Source organism: Gordonia amicalis NBRC 100051 = JCM 11271 (assembly GCF_000332995.1).
Classification (GTDB): Bacteria; Actinomycetota; Actinomycetes; order Mycobacteriales; family Mycobacteriaceae; genus Gordonia; species Gordonia amicalis.
The window spans coordinates 47,744-64,875 of the sequence record NZ_BANS01000017.1 but is presented as its reverse complement, the minus strand read 5'-3'; the positions used below and the strand labels follow the sequence as shown (position 1 = coordinate 64,875).

Genomic DNA, 17,132 nt, shown 5'->3' with positions numbered 1-17,132 from the left:
GCGATGACGGCGGCGGTGAAAGACGAGCTGAGTCGCCTGTCGGTGACTCAGGTGAGTTGCCGGAGAGCCGAGGTGTCGGCGCTGCTGCGTTTCGCCGGCGGTCTGCACATCGTGGCGGGCCGCGTCGTGGTGGAGGCCGAGGTCGACATGGGCAATGTCGCGCGGCGCCTGCGACGCGAGATCCACGACCTCTTCGGCTACGGCTCCGACGTTCACGTCCTGCGCGGCGGCGGGCTGCGCAAGTCGGCGCGCTACATCGTGCGCATCACCAAGGACGGCGAGGGCCTCGCCCGGCAGACCGGCCTGCTCGACCTGCGTGGCCGCCCGGTGCGCGGCCTTCCGGCCCAGGTCGTCGGCGGTAGCGTCGCGGATGCCGAAGCCGCTTGGCGCGGAGCATTTCTCGCCCATGGATCACTGACCGAGCCCGGGCGTTCGTCGGCGCTGGAGGTCAGCTGCCCCGGACCCGAGGCCGCGCTCGCACTCGTCGGCGCAGCCCGCCGGCTCGGCGTCACCGCGAAGGCCCGCGAGGTCCGCGGCGCCGACCGTGTCGTCATCCGCGACGGCGAGGCCATCGGCGCGCTGCTCACGCGGATGGGTGCCCACGACACACGCCTGGTGTGGGAGGAACGCCGCATGCGCCGCGAAGTGCGTGCGACCGCCAACCGCCTCGCCAACTTCGACGACGCCAACCTCCGACGTTCGGCTCGCGCGGCGGTGGCCGCGGCCGCTCGCGTCGAACGCGCTCTGGAGATCCTCGGCGACGAGGTGCCCGATCACCTCGTCGCGGCGGGCCAGCTGCGCATCACCCACCGGCAGGCCTCTCTCGAGGAACTCGGCCAGCTCGCCGACCCGCCGATGACCAAGGACGCCGTCGCCGGGCGCATCCGCCGTCTGCTGTCGATGGCCGACAAGAAGGCGCGCCAGGACGGCATCCCGGATACCGAGGCGGCGGTCACCTCGGAGCTCCTCGACGAAGCCTGAGCGGAGCGGGAAAGCCGACAGACGGACCTGCGGTGTGCCGGACCGAACCCCTCCTACTAGGCTGAGGTCGACGTGTGCGGACCGGGGATCACTCGTGTGCCATCGGTGACCGCTCACGGCGCGGCCAGCAGGGCTTGACCCACAGGCCTGACCATGAATACCGCTAAGGAGCACAACTGTGACTGTTCGGGTAGGCGTCAACGGATTCGGCCGGATCGGCCGCAACTTCTTCCGTGCCGTCGAAGCGCAAAAGGCTTTGGGCACCACTGACATCGAGATCGTCGCGGTCAACGATCTCACCGACAACGCGACTCTCGCACACCTGCTGAAGTTCGATTCGATCCTCGGCCGCCTGTCCGACGACGTCAGCCTCGAGGGCGACGACACCATCGTGGTCGGCGACAAGAAGATCAAGGCGCTCGAGGTCAAGGAAGGCCCCGCCGCGATCCCGTGGGGCGACCTGGGTGTCGACGTCGTCGTCGAGTCGACCGGCATCTTCACCGCACGCGCCAAGGCCCAGGGTCACCTGGACGCCGGCGCCAAGAAGGTCATCATCTCGGCCCCCGCGTCGGATGAGGACATCACCATCGTCATGGGCGTCAACGACGACAAGTACGACGGCAGCCAGAACATCATCTCGAACGCCTCGTGCACCACGAACTGCCTCGGCCCGCTGGCCAAGGTCCTCAACGACGAGTTCGGCATCGTCAAGGGCCTCATGACCACGATCCACGCCTACACGCAGGACCAGAACCTGCAGGACGGTCCGCACAAGGATCTGCGTCGCGCCCGCGCCGCCGCGATCAACATCGTGCCCACCTCGACCGGTGCCGCCAAGGCCATCGGCCTGGTGCTGCCGGAGCTGAAGGGCAAGCTCGACGGCTACGCCCTCCGTGTGCCGATCCCCACCGGCTCGGTCACCGACCTCACCGCGCAGCTGGCCAAGTCGGCCACCGCCGATGAGATCAACGCCGCGCTCAAGGCCGCTGCCGAGGGCCCGCTGAAGGGCATCCTGAAGTACTACGACGCCCCGATCGTCTCCTCCGACATCGTCACCGACCCGCACAGCTCGCTGTTCGACGCCGGCCTGACCAAGGTCATCGACGATCAGGCCAAGGTCGTGTCCTGGTACGACAACGAGTGGGGCTACTCGAACCGCCTCGTCGACCTCATCGGTCTCGTCGGCAACTCGCTCTAGTCCACTCGTCGTACAACGGAAAGAGGAGTCAACGCCTCATGGGTGTTCCCACTCTGAAGAACCTTCTGGAAGAGGGTGTTTCGGGTCGGGGAGTGCTGGTCCGCTCGGATTTCAACGTCCCGCTCGACGGGTCGACGATCACCGATCCCGGCCGCATCCTCGCCTCCCTGCCCACCCTCAACGCGCTCATCGACGCCGGTGCCAAGGTGATCATCACCGCGCACCTGGGTCGTCCGAAGGGCGAGCCCGACCCGAAGTTCTCGCTCGCGCCCGTCGCGGCGCGCCTCGGCGAGGAACTCGGCCGCAACGTGCAGCTCGCCGGTGACGTGGTCGGAACCGACGCGCTCGCCCGCGCGGAGGGTCTCACCGACGGCGACGTCCTGCTCCTGGAGAACATCCGCTTCGATCCGCGGGAGACCTCCAAGGACGACGCCGAACGCGAGAAGCTCGCCGAGGCCCTCGTCGAACTGGTCGGCGAGGACGGCGCGTTCGTGTCGGACGGCTTCGGAGTGGTCCACCGCAAGCAGGCCTCGGTCTACGACGTCGCCAAGCTCCTCCCGCACTACGCGGGAGAGCTGGTGGCGGCCGAGGTCGAGGTCCTGTCGAAGCTCACCGACGAGGTGACCCGCCCCTACGCGGTCGTCCTCGGCGGCTCGAAGGTCTCCGACAAGCTCGGGGTGATCGAGGCGTTGGCTCCCAAGGTCGACACGCTGGTCATCGGCGGCGGCATGGCGTTCACCTTCCTGGCCGCACAGGGCCATCCGGTGGGTACCTCGCTGCTGCAGGAGGACCAGATCGACGTCTGCAAGAGCCTGCTCGAGCGTTTCGGCGATGTCATCCACCTGCCCGTCGACGTGGTGGTGGCCGACAAGTTCGCCGCCGACGCCCAGGCGCAGACGGTGGCCGCCGACGCCATCCCCGACGGCTGGATGGGTCTCGACATCGGACCGGAGTCGGTGAAGCGATTCGCCGCGGTCCTCTCGGGTGCCCAGACCGTCTTCTGGAACGGTCCGTCCGGTGTGTTCGAGTTCGAGAAGTTCTCGGCCGGCACCCGCGGGGTCGCGGAGGCCATCGCCGGTGCGACCGGCAACGGCGCGTTCACCGTGGTCGGTGGCGGCGACTCGGCCGCCGCGGTGCGGACCCTGGGTCTGCCCGACTCCGACTTCTCGCACATCTCCACCGGAGGTGGCGCATCGCTGGAGTACCTCGAGGGCAAGGAACTCCCCGGACTGAAGGTGCTGGAGAGCTGAACCATGGCAACTCGTAAACCGCTCATCGCGGGCAACTGGAAGATGAACCTCAACCACCTCGAGGCCATCGCGCTGGTTCAGAAGATCGCCTTCGCGTTGCCCGCGAAGTACTTCGACAAGGTCGACGTGACGGTGATCCCGCCGTTCACCGACATCCGCAGCGTGCAGACCGTCGTCGACGGCGACAAGCTCCTGCTCACCTACGGTGCGCAGGACCTGTCGCAGCACGACTCGGGTGCCTACACCGGCGAGATCAGCGGTGCCTTCCTCGCGAAGCTCGGCTGCACGTTCGTCGTCGTCGGCCACTCGGAGCGTCGGACCCTGCACGGTGAGACCGACGAGATCGTGCTGGCCAAGACCAAGGCCGCGCTCAAGCACGATCTCACCCCGATCGTCTGCATCGGCGAGGGGCTCGAGATCCGCGAGGCGGGTGAGCACGTCGCGTACAACGTGGCACAGCTCAAGGGCTCCCTCGCCGGCCTGTCGGCCGCCGAGATCGCCAAGACCGTCATCGCCTACGAGCCGGTCTGGGCCATCGGCACCGGCCGGGTGGCCGGCGCCGCCGACGCCCAGGAGGTCTGCAAGGCGATCCGCGAGACCCTCGCGGAGATCGCCGACGAGCAGACCGCGGCCTCGGTCCGCATCCTCTACGGCGGCTCGGTGAACGCCAAGAACGTCGGCGACATCGTCGGCCAGACCGACGTCGACGGGGCTCTCGTCGGTGGCGCGTCGCTGAAGTCGGACGAGTTCGCGACACTGTCGGCGATCGCCGCGGGTGGCCCCTTGCCCTGACGGGTCACACCCACGCGTACACTGTGGCAGGTTGGTGTCGGCTCACGTCGGCACCACCTGCTACAGCTGTATCTCCAGGTGTTTACGGAAGGGCGTTTCGACTCGTGACTGTGCAAGGTGCACTCGACATCGGATTGATCGTGACCAGCGTGCTGCTGATCGTGCTCGTCCTGCTGCACCGCGGCAAGGGTGGCGGTCTGTCGTCGCTGTTCGGCGGCGGTGTCCAGTCCAGCCTGTCGGGTTCGAGCGTCGTCGAACGCAACCTCGACCGGCTGACCATCTTCGTCGGCCTCATCTGGGTGATCTTCATCGTCGGCGTGGGCGTCGACATCAAACTCTCCTGAGCTGGTTTCTGCTTCGGACCTCGGGCGACGCGTGAAACGCGTCGCCCGATGCTTTCTCCGGGATGCCGGATGGCCCCGATCTCGGGATACTTGGTCGCATGAGTGAAACCGCCCCCTCCCGGGGAGCCCCGGCATCTCGTCCGTCCATGTCGATCGTCGACCACATCGTCGTCGACGACGAGGGCCGTGCACTCACCGAACCCTTGCGTGAGGACATCCGTCTGCTCGGCGGCATCCTCGGCGAGGTCGTCGCCGAACATTCCGGCACCGACGTCTTCGATCTCGTCGAATCAGCTCGTGTGGCCGCTTTCGGTGTGCGCCGCAACGAGATCGACCGCAACGAACTCGCGGAGATGTTCACCGACCTCGACGTGTCCACCGCGGTTCCGGTCATCCGCGCCTTCAGTCACTTCGCGTTGTTGGCCAACCTGGCCGAGGACATCCACCGCGAACGTCGCCGTGCCATCCACGTGCGAGCCGGTGACCCGCCGCAGAAGTCCAGCCTGGCCGCGACCTACCGGCAGCTCGCCGACGCCGGACTCGGCGACGAGGAGGTCGGCAAGGCACTCGCCGACGCCAACGTCGTGCCGGTCATCACCGCCCATCCCACCGAGACCCGGCGCCGCACGGTGTTCGAGGCGCAGCACCGGATCACCGAGCTGATGCGCTTCCGCGGCCGTACCGAACTGACCCCCGACGAGGACGCCGAGGTCACCGAGGCGATCCGGCGTCAGATCCTCACGCTGTGGCAGACCGCGCTCATCCGCCTCGAACGACTCACCATCCAGGACGAGATCCGTTCGGGGCTGAGCTATTACGACGCCTCGTTCTTCGACGTGGTGCCGGCCATCAACACCTCCGTGCGCGCCGCCCTGCGGTCGGCCTACCCCGGCGCGGGTCTCGCCGACGAGCCGATGATCCGCATGGGGTCCTGGATCGGCGGCGACCGCGACGGGAACCCGTTCGTGACCGCCGAGGTGGTCACCCTGGCGGCCACGCTGGCCGCCGAGACCGCGGTGGGACACCACCTGGCCGAACTCGAGAACCTCGCCCAGGAACTGAGCATGTCGGCGCGGCTGATCACCGGAACCGAACCGCTGCTCGAACTCGCCGGTGCCGACGCCGAGGACCCCGGTGCCGACGAGCCGTTTCGGCTCGCGTTGCGGCACATCCGATCCCGCCTCGCGGCGACCGCCGACCAGATGTTCGACGAGGACTTCCTCTCGTCGAGCGATCTGTTCCTCGTCGACGGTAAACCGCCCTACTCCGACGCCGCCGAGTTGCTCGTCGACCTCGACGTCATCGACGCGGCCCTGCGGGCCAACAACGACGCGTCCATCGCCGACGACCGGCTCCTGGCGCTCCGGGAGTCGGTGCGCACGTTCGGCTTCCACCTGTCCGGGCTCGACATGCGGCAGAACTCCGACATGCACGAGGAAGTGGTCGCCGAGCTCCTCGCCTGGGCGGGCGTGCACGGCGACTACGCCTCGCTCGACGAGGCGGAACGCGTCGAGATCCTGTCCGCCGAACTGCAGCGGCGCCGCCCCCTCACCAGTCCCGATGCGGAACTGAGCGAGCTGGCGACCAAGGAGCTCGGGATCGTGCGGGCGGCCGCGAAGGCGGTCGCGACGTTCGGTCCGGAAGCGGTGCCCAACTACATCATCAGCATGTGCACCTCGGTGAGCGACATGCTCGAAGCGCTCATCCTGCTCAAGGAGGCCGGCCTCTACGACCCCGGCGCCGCCGGCGAGAACGACCCGCGCTCGACGGTGCGGGTCGTACCGCTGTTCGAGACGATCGAGGATCTGCAGCAGGGCGCTGCGACCCTGCTCGCCGTTCTCGAGGTGCCCTTCTACCGGGCGCTCGTGGAGTACCAGAACGGCATGCAGGAGATCATGCTCGGATACTCCGACTCCAACAAGGACGGCGGCTACATGGCCGCCAACTGGGCGCTGTACCGCGCCGAGCTCGACCTCGTGGAGGCGGCGTCCCGGTCGGGAATCCGGTTGCGGCTCTTTCACGGTCGCGGTGGAACCGTCGGCCGCGGCGGCGGCCCCAGCTACGACGCCATCCTCGCTCAGCCGCCCGGCGCGGTGCAGGGGTCGCTGCGCATCACCGAGCAGGGCGAGATCATCGCCGCCAAGTACGCCGAGCCGGTGACCGCCCGCCGCAACCTGGAGACACTGCTGGCCGCGACCATCGAATCGTCGCTGCTCGACGTCGAAGGTCTCGGCGACGAATCGGAGTCGGCGTACGAGATCATGGACGACATCGCCGCCAGGGCACGTGCGGCCTACAGCCGTCTCGTGCACGAGACACCGGGGTTCGTCGAGTACTTCACCACCTCCACACCGTTGTCGGAGATCGGTGCCCTCAACATCGGCAGTCGTCCGGCGTCTCGAAAGCAGACCGAGAAGATCACCGATCTCCGCGCGATCCCATGGGTGCTGTCGTGGACACAGTCGCGGGTGATGCTGCCGGGCTGGTACGGCACCGGTTCCGCGTTCGAGGAGTGGGTGGCCGACGACCCGACCCGCCTGGAGGCCCTGCAGCGCTACTACGAGAAGTGGCCGTTCTTCCGCACCGTCATGTCCAACATGGCGCAGGTGCTGGCGAAGTCCGACATGGGTCTGGCACATCGCTACGCACAGCTCGTTCCCGACGAGGAACTGCGCGAGAAGGTGTTCGGCATGATCGTCGACGAGCACGAGCGCACGATCGGCATGTGCGCCAAGATCACCGGCATCGATGATCTGCTGCACGACAACGCGGCCCTCAAACGTTCGGTCTACAACCGGTTCCCGTACCTCGAGCCGCTCAATCTGCTCCAGGTGGAGCTGCTGCGCCGGTTCCGCGCGGGGGAGGACACCCCGTTGGTGCGTCGCGGCATCCAGCTGACCATGAACGGTCTCGCGACGGCCCTGCGCAACAGCGGTTAGCCTCGAGGAGCTGTCCTCAGCCGTAGTGGCAGACGTAACTGACGGCCTCGGTGACCTCGATGTCGAACGAGGAATCGCCGGGCACCGAGAACGAGTCGCCGGCGCCGTAGGAGGCCCAGTCGTCGCTGCCGGCAAGCCGCACTCGGCAGGTGCCGGAGTGCAGCTCCATGATCTCGGGTGCCCCGGTACCGAAGTTCAGCGTCGCGGGCAGGATGACGCCGGCCGACTTGCGGGTCCCGTCGGAGAGGTGGAACGTGTGGCTCACGCACTTGCCGTCGAAGTAGACGTTGGCGCGAGGGTCGAGCGTCACGTTCGCGTAGGTCGAGGTCTCGGTCACGATCACCGAGCCTAGCGTGAAGCTATGTGATCACTTGATCTGGGAGGCGGCGTCCTCGTCGAGGAACCACATGGTCTCGTCGGTGCCGCGGGCGCCGGCGCACGGCCAGTCGGCCGGGTCGGCACCGCGATGCGCGGCGGCGACGGCTTCGGCCTTGTCGCCGCCGGCGACGAGGAACCACACGTTGCGGGAGCGATTGACCACCGGCAGGGTCAAGGTGATCCGACGCGGCGGCGGTTTGGGTGAATCCTCAACGGCCACAACCGATTTCTCGGTCTCCGCGGTGGCGGGGGTGTGTGGGAAGAGGGAATTGATGTGGCCCTCGCCGCCCATGCCGAGCAGGTGCAGATCGAAATGCGGTGCCACGCCGTCCGACGACCGTCCGGCCAGGATCGCCGCGTAATCGGCTGCGGCAGCCTCGATGTCGTCGCCGAACGGGCCGTCGGACGGGGCCATCGGGAACACCCGTGACGGATCCACCGGCACCTTGTCGAGCAGGGCCGCACGCGCCTGACCGGAGTTGCGTTCCGGATCGTCGGCGGGCACGAAACGGTCGTCGCCCCAGTACACGTCGACCCGCGACCAGTCGATGGTGCCGCTGTCGGCGGCGAGCGCCGACAGGATCGCGATGCCGTTGCTGCCGCCGGTGAGCACGATGCTCGCGTCCCCGCGTTCGGCCTGTGCGCGGGTCACCAGGTCGACGAAGCGCGCGGCCGCGGTGGCGACGAGTTCCTGCTTGGACTCGAAGACGAGCGTCTCGACAGCGGTCATGGTGTGAGAACTCCTTCGTTCGTGTCGATGAAGTCGACCCCGGGGACACCCCGCAAGGCGACGGCATAGACCTCGTCGGTGTCGAGGCGCCGGAGCTCCTCGGCGATGCACACGGGTAGGTCGCGGTGGCCCATCGCGATTCGGCCGTCGGGCTTGCCCGGCATCGTCAGCACCGCGTTGTTGCCCTCGTCCACGGCGAGGATCGTCGGACCCTCGTCGCGGTGAAGACGGATCTCGAAACTCCCGCGCCGGCGCCGCGTGGGTACGTCGAGCGCCGAACGCAACCACCCGGCGATGAGGTCCACCGCCGGGGAATCGTGCGCGCCCGTGACATCCACCGCGGTGATGCGCGAATGCGGCGGACGGTCGACCGCCGAGGCGAGGATGGCACGCCACTGCGTGATGCGCGACCACGCGATGTCGGTGTCGCCGGGGGAGTATGTCTCGAGGCGACGCGCGAGCACCGTGGCCGGATCGGCGTCCTTCGTGGCATCGAGGATGCGACGGTGACCGAGCCTGCCGAGGGGATCGTCCACGGGGCGTGCGGGGCCTTCGCCGGGCCACCACGTGACGACGGGGGTGTCCGGCAACAGGAACGGTGTGACGACGCTCGCCGGTTCGTCGGCGAGGGCGCCGTACAGCGACAGCACCACGACCTCCGACGCACCGGCGTCCCCGCCCACTCGAATCTGTGCGTCGAGGCGTGAATCACCTTCGCGGGTACCGCGATACACGACGATGACGCGGCTGGGGTGCTCGCGGCTGGCACCGATGACGGCCTCGATGGCGCCCTCCATCGGTTCGCCCTGTTCGACGCAGACGACCAGGGTGAGCACGCGACCGAGACTGAGCGCGCCACCGGCCGCCCGCACCTCGATGATCCTCTTCGCGACACTTCGGGTGTCCGTGTCGGGCAGCTCGACGATCATCGCGGATCCTCCTGGAGGGGCTGGGCGGTGGACATCAGGGCCGGCGCCACGCGCGTCCCACGCGGGCCATCATCTCGTCCGCCGACCGCGGACCCCAGGTTCCCGACTCGTAGGTGTCGGGGGCGTCCTCGGCGGCCCACTGTTCGAGCACGGGATCGAGGATCTTCCACGACAATTCGACTTCCTCGTTGACCGGGAACAGTGACGGCACGCCGAGTAGGACGTCGAGGATGAGGCGCTCGTATGCCTCCGGGGACGCCTCGGTGAACGCGGTGCCGTAGCTGAAGTCCATGTTCACGTCGCGGACCTCCATGCTGGAGCCCGGCACCTTGGATCCGAAGCGCAGGGTGATGCCCTCGTCGGGCTGCACCCGGATGACCAGGGCGTTCTGGCTGAGCTCCTCGGTCATCGTCTGGTCGAACGGCAGATGCGGGGCGCGCTTGAAGACCAGCGCGATCTCGGTGACGCGCCGGCCGAGACGCTTGCCGGTCCGCAGGTAGAACGGCACACCCGCCCAGCGACGGGAGTCGACCTCGAGGGCGATCGCGGCGAAGGTCTCGGTCTTGGAGTCCTTGGCGAACCCGTCCTCCTCTTTGAGCCCGGCCACCTTCTCGCTGCCCTGCCAGCCCGGACCGTACTGGCCGCGGGCGGTGTTCTGATCGATCGGCAGGACGTTGCGGGTGGCCGCCAGGACCTTGATCTTCTCGGCCTGTAACTGCTTGGGCTCGAAGGAGATCGGTTCCTCCATCGCCACCAGGGCCATCAGCTGCAGAAGATGGTTCTGGATGACGTCGCGTGCGGCACCGATGCCGTCGTAGTAGCCGGCCCGCCCACCGATGCCGATGTCCTCGGCCATCGTGATCTGGACGTGGTCGACGTAGTGCGAACTCCACAGCGGGTCGAACAGCTGGTTGGCGAAGCGCAGCGCCAGGATGTTCTGCACCGTCTCCTTGCCCAGGTAGTGGTCGATGCGGAACACCGACGACTCCGGGAAGACGTTGTTGACGATGGCGTTGAGTTCGCGGGCCGACTCGAGATCGTGGCCGAACGGCTTCTCGATGACCACGCGGCGCCAACTGTCGCCGTTCGGTGTCGCCAGCCCGCTGCGCTCGAGCTGTTCACACACCGTCGGGAACGCCTTGGGTGGGATCGACAGGTAGAACGCGTGATTGCCGTCCGTGCCGCGTTCGTCGTCGAGCGACTTGAGGGTGTCGCACAAGTTGTCGAACGCGGCGTCGTCGTCGAAATCGCCCTGCACGAAGCGGAAACCCTCCGCGAGGCGCTCCCACACCTCCTCGCGGAAGCCCGTGCGGGCGTGTTCCCGCACGGCGTCGTGCACGATCGCCCCGAAGTCCTCGTCGGTCCAGTCGCGTCGGGCGAAACCGACGAGAGCGAACGACGGGGGGAGCAGGCCGCGGTTGGCGAGGTCGTAGACCGCAGGCATCAACTTCTTGCGTGCCAGGTCACCGGTGACGCCGAAGATGATCAGACTGCACGGCCCCGCGATGCGGGGCAGCCGTTTGTCCTGTGGGTCACGGAGCGGATTGGTCCAAGAACCGGGTCCCACTGAATCCTCACCGGCGGCCACGACGGACTCAGCCCTTGATCGCCGCGGACAACTGCTCGGCGGTCGCGTTGAGAAGGTCGTTCCAGGCGTCCTCGAACTTGCTCACGCCCTCCTCCTCGAGGACCTTGAAGACGTCGACCGTGTCGACGCCGAGCGCCGCGATCTTGTCGAAGACATCCTGCGACTCCTGCGCGAGACCGATGATCGAGCCGGTGTTGACCCAACCGTGGTCGGCGAAGGCATCCATCGTCTTGCCCGGCATGGTGTTGACCGTGTTGGGTGCGACGAGCTCGCTGACGTACAGGGTGTCCGGGTAGTCCGGGTTCTTCACGCCGGTCGACGCCCAGAGCGCGCGCTGCGGGCGAGCGCCCTTGGCGAGGAGGTCCGGGAAGCGCGACTCGACCTCGAAGACCTGCTGGTAGGCCGAGTAGGCGAGACGGGCGTTGGCCAGCGCCGCCTTGCCCTTCAGCTCGGTGGCCTCCGGGGTGCCGATGGCGTCGAGGCGCTTGTCGATCTCGGTGTCGACGCGGGAGACGAAGAACGACGCCACCGAGTGGATGGTCGACAGGTCGTAGCCGGCTTCCGCGGCGGCGTCGAGGCCGTCGAGGTAGGCGTCCATGACCTCCTTGAAGCGCTCGACCGAGAAGATCAGCGTCACGTTGACGCTGATGCCCTCGGTGATGACCCGGGTGATCGCCGGGAGTCCGGCCTTGGTGGCCGGGATCTTGATCAGCAGGTTCGGGCGGTCCACGATCTTCCACAGCTCGATGGCCTGGGCGACCGTGGCGTCGGTGTCGTGCGCCAGACGGGGATCGACCTCGATGGACACCCGACCGTCGACGCCGTCGGACTCCTCGTGCACCGGGGTCAGCACGTCGCAGGCGTTGCGGACGTCATCGGTGGTCACCGTACGGATGGTGCCGTCGACATCGGTGCCGCGGGCGGCCAGCTCGGTGACCTGTGCGTTGTAGGCGGTGCCCTTCGACAGTGCCGCCTGGAAGATCGACGGGTTGGTGGTCACGCCGACCACCGACTTGGTCGAGATCAGTTCGGCGAGATCACCGGAGGTGATCAGGTCCCGGGACAGGTCGTCCAGCCATACCGAGACACCGGCGGCGGACAGTTCGGCGAGCTTCTCGTTCTGGGTCACGATTCTCTCCTTGATGAGTGTGGATGAGCCGGTGTCGTGGGCGGCCGGTCAGCCGGCGACGACTCGTTCGGCGGCGGCGGTGACCGCCTCTGTGGTGATCCCGAACTTGGTGAAGAGCACCTTGTAGTCGGCCGACGCGCCGAAGTGCTCGATGCCGACGATCTCGCCGCCGGCACCGACGATCCGGTACCACGGCATCGCGATGCCGGCCTCGACGGCGACACGCGGAACCGAGGGCGGCAGCACGTGGTCCCGGTACCCCTTGGGCTGCTCGTCGAACCATTCGACACACGGCATCGACACGACGCGGGCCTTGATTCCCTTGTCGGCCAAGGCCTTCTGTGCCTCGACCGCCAGGTGCACCTCGGAACCGGTGCCGATCAGCACGACCTGCGGGTCGCCCTCGGAATCACTGAGGACGTAGCCGCCGTTGGCGACGCCCTGCGCCGAGGTGCCCTCCAGGATCGGGACGTTCTGGCGGGTGAGCGCCAGACCGACCGGGTGGTTGCGCCGGGTCAGCAGGTGCGCCCATGCGTGAGCGGTCTCGTTGGCATCGGCGGGACGCACGACGTCGAGGTTCGGGATCGCGCGCAGTGCGGCCAGGTGCTCGATCGGCTGGTGGGTCGGGCCGTCCTCGCCGAGACCGATGGAGTCGTGGGTCCAGACGTAGATCGGGTCGATCTCCATCAGCGCGGCCAGGCGCACGGCCGGACGCATGTAGTCGGCGAACTGCAGGAAGGTGCCGCCGTAGGCGCGGGTCGGGCCGTGCAGGGCGATGCCCGACAGGATCGAACCCATCGCGTGCTCGCGGACACCGAAGTGCAGGGTGCGCCCGTACGGGTTGGCCGACCACTTCTTGGTGCTGATCGACGTCGGGCCGAACGAGGGCTCGCCGTCCATCGTGGTGTTGTTCGAGCCGGCGAGGTCGGCGGAACCGCCCCACAGCTCGGGAAGGACGGGCGCGAGGGCGCCGAGGACCTTGCCCGACGCGCTGCGCGTGGCCACGTCCTTGTCGCCGACGTTCCAGGTCGGCAACTGCTCGGTCCAGCCCTCCGGGAGCTCATGGGCGGTCAGGCGATCGAACAGTGCCTTGGCGTCGGGGTTCTTCTCGGCCCACGCGTCGAACGATGCGGTCCAGGCCTTGCGCTCCTCGGCGCCGCGGTCGACGAGCTTGCGGGTGTGCGCGATGACCTCGTCGGTGACCTCGAAGTTCTTCTCCGGGTCGAAGCCGAGGACCTTCTTGGTGGCGGCGACCTCGTCCTCGCCGAGTGCGGCGCCATGAGCCATGCCGGTGTTCATCATGTTGGGCGCCGGGTAGCCGATGATGGTGCGCAGGCAGATGATCGACGGACGGTCGACGACCTCCTGGGCGGCCTTGATCGCGGCCTCGATGGCCACGATGTCCTCGCCGCCCTCGACGGTCTGGACGTGCCAGCCGTACGCCTCGTAGCGCTTGGCGACGTCCTCGGACAGGGCGATGTCGGTGTCGTCCTCGATCGAGATCTGGTTCTGGTCGTAGAACACGATCAGGTTGCCGAGCTGCTGGGTGCCGGCGAGCGAGCTCGCCTCGGAGGTGACGCCCTCCTCGATGTCACCGTCGGAGGCGATCACGTAGATGTAGTGGTCGAACGGGCTCGCGCCGACCGCGGCATCCGGGTCGAACAGGCCGCGCTCGCGGCGGGCGGCCATCGCCATGCCGACCGACGAGGCGAGACCCTGACCGAGCGGCCCGGTGGTGATCTCGACGCCGCGGGTGTGGCGGAACTCCGGGTGACCCGGGGTCAGCGAATCCCAGGTGCGCAGCGCCTCGATGTCCTCGAGCTCGAGACCGAAGCCGCCCAGGTACAGCTGGATGTAGAGGGTCAGGCTGGAATGTCCGCACGAGAGCACGAAGCGGTCGCGGCCGGCCCAGTCGGTGTCGGTGGGATCGTGACGCATGACGCGCTGGAAGAGCGTGTAGGCCAGGGGGGCGAGGCTCATCGCGGTGCCGGGATGACCACTGCCACACTTCTGCACCGCATCGGCGGCCAGCAGGCGGGCCGTGTCGACGGCCCGGGTGTCGAGGTCGCTCCAGTCGTCCGGATGGCGAGGGGTGGTCAGTGCGCGGATCTCATCTGTGTCGGCCACGATGGTGATTGTCTCCTGTGCCTGCTCGGGTTTTCGGCGCGTTCGGGTCCAGAGTAATCGGCCCCGAGGGTGCCCTGCGCGCCGACCGAAACTTACCGCCCGGTTCGGCGATCTGCGCCGGTCGCGGGCTCGGCCACGACGCGATTACGGTTCGCGAAGGCAAACGTCTACCATGCTCTGTAGTAGCCCGCGGCGATCTGTGCGGGCGGACGAGGAGTGTTCGTGAGGATAGGGGAGCGTGTGAGCGGAGACCATCCCGCCGCATCCCACTCGACCGACACCGCATCACCGCAGGTCTCGACCGAGCCGGTCCTGCCGGCGGATCTGACGTGGGCCGGACGTGTGCGCGCGACGGTGCTCGCCTATGTCGCGCTCACCAAACCGCGGGTCATCGAGCTGCTGCTGGTGGCGACGATCCCGGTGATGCTGCAGGCCGATCGCGGCCATGTCGACATCGCCGTCATCGCCTTCACCCTGATCGGTGGCTGGCTCGGCGCCGGCAGCGCGAACACCCTCAACATGGTCGTCGACGCCGACATCGACAAGAAGATGAAGCGCACCGAGCGCCGACCGCTCGCGCGGCGCGCGGTGGCCACACGGAGTGCGCTGATATTCGGTCTCGTGCTCTGGGCCGCCTCGTTCGCGGTGCTGTACTTCGCCGCGAACCTGGTGTCCTCGCTGCTCGTCTCGGCGACGATCATCTTCTACGTCGGCGTCTACACGATGATCCTCAAGCGCCGCACCTGGCAGAACGTGGTGTGGGGCGGTGCCGCCGGATGCATGCCGACGCTCGTCGGCTGGGCGGCGGTGACCGGCTCACTCAGCTGGCAGCCGATCGTGCTGTTCCTGGTCATCTTCTTCTGGACCCCGCCGCACACCTGGGCGCTGGCGATGCGCTACAAGGAGGACTACAAGGCGGCCGGCGTGCCGATGCTGCCGGTCATCGCGACCGAGGAACGCGTCACCCGGCAGATGCTGGTCTACACGTGGCTGACCGTCGTCACCTCGCTGGCCCTGATCCCGGCGACGAGCTGGATCTACACGGTGATCGCGCTGGTAGCCGGCGGCTGGTTCCTCGAACGGGTCACCAAGCTCTACCGCGACACCAAGCGCGGCGCCGAGGTGAAACCCCTCAAGGTCTTCCTGCAGTCCAACGAGTACCTGGCGATCGTCTTCTGCGGTCTCGCGGTCGACGCGGTCGTCGGCCTGCAGACGATCTCGTCGTACTTCTGATTTCCGTTCGCCGCCGCCGTCAGGAATCCGAGGGCAGCAGCACCGTCGTACCTGTCGTCTTGCGGGCCTCGAGATCAGCATGGGCCTGCGCGGCGTCGGCCAGGCGGTAACGCTGTCCCACCCGCACGTCCACGTCGCCGTCGAGGATGGCCTCGAAGTACTCGCCCGCCCGCCAGTTCAGTTCCTCCGGCGTCGCGGTGAAGTGCGCCAGGGTGGGTCGTGTCACCGCCAGCGAACCGGCCGGGTTGAGGCGCTGCAGATCGAACGGCGGCACCGGTCCACTCGACGCCCCGAACAGCACGATGATGCCGCGGACCGCCGTGGCGGCCAGCGACTGCTCGAAGGTGTCCGCGCCGACGCCGTCGTAGACCACCGGGACACCGAGGCCGTTGGTGAGTTCCCGGACGCGCGCGGCCAGGTCGTCCCCGTACCGCAACACATGGTCGGCGCCGGCCTGCCGGGACAGGTCCGCCTTCTCGTCGGAGGACACCGTCGTGATGACCCGCAGCCCATGACGTTTGGCCATCTGGGTGAGGATCAGCCCGACCCCGCCGGCCCCCGCGTGGATCAACACGGTGTCCTCCGGATGAGGGTGGGCGCTGCCGTCGAGCAGGTAGTGGGCGGTGAGCCCGCGGAGCAGTGACGAACCGGCGATCGCGTCGTCGACACCGTCGGGCACGACCACCGCCTGCGCGGCGGGGACCGCGACGAGCTCGGCGTACGACCCAGGTGCGGCGCACCAGGCGACCCGCTGTCCCACCTCGAAGCCGGTGACCTCCGGACCGACGGAGACGATCTCGCCGGCACCCTCGGTGCCCGGGATGTACGGCGGGATCGACGGGTACAGGCCCCGCCGGAGATAGGTGTCGATGTAGTTCACGCCCACCGCGGAGGTCCGGACGATCACCTCGTCGGCGGCCGGGATGGGGTCGTCGACGGTACCGAAGGCCAGGACGTCCGGGCCGCCGTGACGGGTCACCTGTATCGCACGCACGACACCGTTCTACACGCCGTACAGGCCGGATGTGACGCCCATCCCGGTATCGGGAGCGCCCTGCGCTCACCGGTATGCTGAGCGTCATGACTGACAGTGCCGCCACCGACACCACCGCAACGCCGACGGTTCAGGCCCCGGGCGATGTCGTCGCCTCGGTGAAGAAGTTCGTCGCCCGTGAGGGCGGCAGCGCCAAGGTCGTCCTGCAGGCGATCGGTGCGGCCGGTGTCCGTATCACGCTCGTCGGTGACGCCGGTGGAGTCCTCGGCGACCGGGTGGTCCCCGACCTCGCCACCGCCCAGGCCGTCGTCGACGCCGTCGATGGCCTCGAGATCGCCGAGTGGGACCGTGACCTCACCTCGGAGACCACCGTCAAGCCGTCGCATTACCGCAAGATGGCCGGCTGGGTCGCCCGGCAGACGCGCTTCCCGAAGCCGCGCAACCGCGCGATCCTCTGACGCGGCCGTCCGCCCCGTACACGAAAACGACCCCCGACGTGCACATCGTCGGGGTCGTTCTC

At 68.1% G+C, this 17,132-nt stretch carries 15 protein-coding genes; 8 read left to right on the top strand and 7 right to left on the bottom strand.

Going from position 1 to position 17,132, the window contains the following annotated elements; genetic code table 11:
• Positions 1-3 precede the first annotated feature (3 nt).
• The 6 genes from whiA to ppc all read left to right on the top strand — a co-directional run bounded on the left by whiA (position 4) and on the right by ppc (position 7,504).
• A complete protein-coding gene (whiA, locus tag GOAMI_RS09525; protein ID WP_174324723.1) occupies positions 4-981 on the top strand; it encodes a DNA-binding protein WhiA in 978 nt (325 codons plus the stop codon).
• A gap of 178 nt (positions 982-1,159) precedes the next feature.
• A complete protein-coding gene (gene gap, locus GOAMI_RS09520; protein ID WP_006436277.1) occupies positions 1,160-2,179 on the top strand; it encodes a type I glyceraldehyde-3-phosphate dehydrogenase in 1,020 nt (339 codons plus the stop codon).
• Between the two features lie 38 nt (positions 2,180-2,217).
• Positions 2,218-3,429, top strand: coding sequence for a phosphoglycerate kinase (locus GOAMI_RS09515; RefSeq protein ID WP_006436276.1), 1,212 nt, complete (start codon positions 2,218-2,220; stop codon positions 3,427-3,429).
• A gap of 3 nt (positions 3,430-3,432) precedes the next feature.
• On the top strand, positions 3,433-4,221 hold the full coding sequence (gene tpiA / locus GOAMI_RS09510) for a triose-phosphate isomerase (RefSeq protein ID WP_006436275.1): 789 nt from the start codon (positions 3,433-3,435) through the stop codon (positions 4,219-4,221).
• Positions 4,222-4,331: 110 nt separating this feature from the next.
• On the top strand, positions 4,332-4,565 hold the full coding sequence (gene secG / locus GOAMI_RS09505) for a preprotein translocase subunit SecG (RefSeq protein ID WP_006357231.1): 234 nt from the start codon (positions 4,332-4,334) through the stop codon (positions 4,563-4,565).
• Positions 4,566-4,663: 98 nt separating this feature from the next.
• Positions 4,664-7,504 (top strand): phosphoenolpyruvate carboxylase, encoded by a 2,841-nt coding sequence (ppc, locus tag GOAMI_RS09500; protein WP_040004720.1) that lies wholly within the window; start codon positions 4,664-4,666, stop codon positions 7,502-7,504.
• A 16-nt stretch (positions 7,505-7,520) separates the two neighbouring features.
• Here ppc and ppnP read toward each other — a convergent pair whose 3' ends face one another.
• Genes ppnP through tkt form a run of 6 tightly spaced genes read right to left on the bottom strand, consistent with a single transcriptional unit; the run spans position 7,521 to position 14,385 of the window.
• Complete coding sequence (gene ppnP / locus GOAMI_RS09495) at positions 7,521-7,847, bottom strand: pyrimidine/purine nucleoside phosphorylase (RefSeq protein ID WP_006436273.1); 327 nt, start codon at positions 7,845-7,847, stop codon at positions 7,521-7,523.
• Positions 7,848-7,871: 24 nt separating this feature from the next.
• A complete protein-coding gene (gene pgl, locus GOAMI_RS09490) occupies positions 7,872-8,612 on the bottom strand; it encodes a 6-phosphogluconolactonase (protein ID WP_006436272.1) in 741 nt (246 codons plus the stop codon).
• The gene (locus GOAMI_RS09485; protein WP_006436271.1) at positions 8,609-9,541 is read right to left on the bottom strand and encodes a glucose-6-phosphate dehydrogenase assembly protein OpcA; all 933 of its coding nucleotides are present in this window, start codon (positions 9,539-9,541) and stop codon (positions 8,609-8,611) included. The genes pgl and GOAMI_RS09485 overlap by 4 nt, the downstream gene beginning before the upstream one ends.
• 34 nt (positions 9,542-9,575) lie before the next feature.
• On the bottom strand, positions 9,576-11,129 hold the full coding sequence (gene zwf, locus GOAMI_RS09480) for a glucose-6-phosphate dehydrogenase (RefSeq protein ID WP_040004718.1): 1,554 nt from the start codon (positions 11,127-11,129) through the stop codon (positions 9,576-9,578).
• Positions 11,130-11,136: 7 nt separating this feature from the next.
• Complete coding sequence (gene tal, locus GOAMI_RS09475; protein ID WP_006436269.1) at positions 11,137-12,258, bottom strand: transaldolase; 1,122 nt, start codon at positions 12,256-12,258, stop codon at positions 11,137-11,139.
• Between the two features lie 48 nt (positions 12,259-12,306).
• On the bottom strand, positions 12,307-14,385 hold the full coding sequence (gene tkt / locus GOAMI_RS09470; RefSeq protein ID WP_006436268.1) for a transketolase: 2,079 nt from the start codon (positions 14,383-14,385) through the stop codon (positions 12,307-12,309).
• Positions 14,386-14,625: 240 nt separating this feature from the next.
• Between tkt and GOAMI_RS09465 the strand changes: the two genes are divergently transcribed.
• On the top strand, positions 14,626-15,618 hold the full coding sequence (locus GOAMI_RS09465; RefSeq protein WP_006436267.1) for a heme o synthase: 993 nt from the start codon (positions 14,626-14,628) through the stop codon (positions 15,616-15,618).
• 19 nt (positions 15,619-15,637) lie between these two features.
• Here the strand turns inward: GOAMI_RS09465 and GOAMI_RS09460 are convergent, their stop codons facing one another.
• On the bottom strand, positions 15,638-16,612 hold the full coding sequence (locus tag GOAMI_RS09460) for a quinone oxidoreductase family protein (RefSeq protein ID WP_006436266.1): 975 nt from the start codon (positions 16,610-16,612) through the stop codon (positions 15,638-15,640).
• 74 nt (positions 16,613-16,686) lie between these two features.
• On the opposite strand from GOAMI_RS09460, the gene GOAMI_RS09455 reads away from it, so the two are divergent.
• Entirely contained in the window at positions 16,687-17,070 is a 384-nt protein-coding gene (locus tag GOAMI_RS09455) for a hypothetical protein (RefSeq protein WP_006436265.1), read from the top strand.
• Positions 17,071-17,132: the final 62 nt, after the last annotated feature.

Excerpts from the sequence above, each read along its gene's own strand:
- whiA (WP_174324723.1), top strand. The coding sequence starts at position 4 with ATGACGGCGGCGGTGAAAGACGAGCTGAGTCGCCTGTCGGTGACTCAG.
- GOAMI_RS09515 (WP_006436276.1), top strand. The coding sequence starts at position 2,218 with ATGGGTGTTCCCACTCTGAAGAACCTTCTGGAAGAGGGTGTTTCGGGT.
- tpiA (WP_006436275.1), top strand. The coding sequence starts at position 3,433 with ATGGCAACTCGTAAACCGCTCATCGCGGGCAACTGGAAGATGAACCTC.
- ppc (WP_040004720.1), top strand. The coding sequence starts at position 4,664 with ATGAGTGAAACCGCCCCCTCCCGGGGAGCCCCGGCATCTCGTCCGTCC.
- pgl (WP_006436272.1), bottom strand. The coding sequence starts at position 8,612 with ATGACCGCTGTCGAGACGCTCGTCTTCGAGTCCAAGCAGGAACTCGTC.
- GOAMI_RS09485 (WP_006436271.1), bottom strand. The coding sequence starts at position 9,541 with ATGATCGTCGAGCTGCCCGACACGGACACCCGAAGTGTCGCGAAGAGG.
- GOAMI_RS09455 (WP_006436265.1), top strand. The coding sequence starts at position 16,687 with ATGCTGAGCGTCATGACTGACAGTGCCGCCACCGACACCACCGCAACG.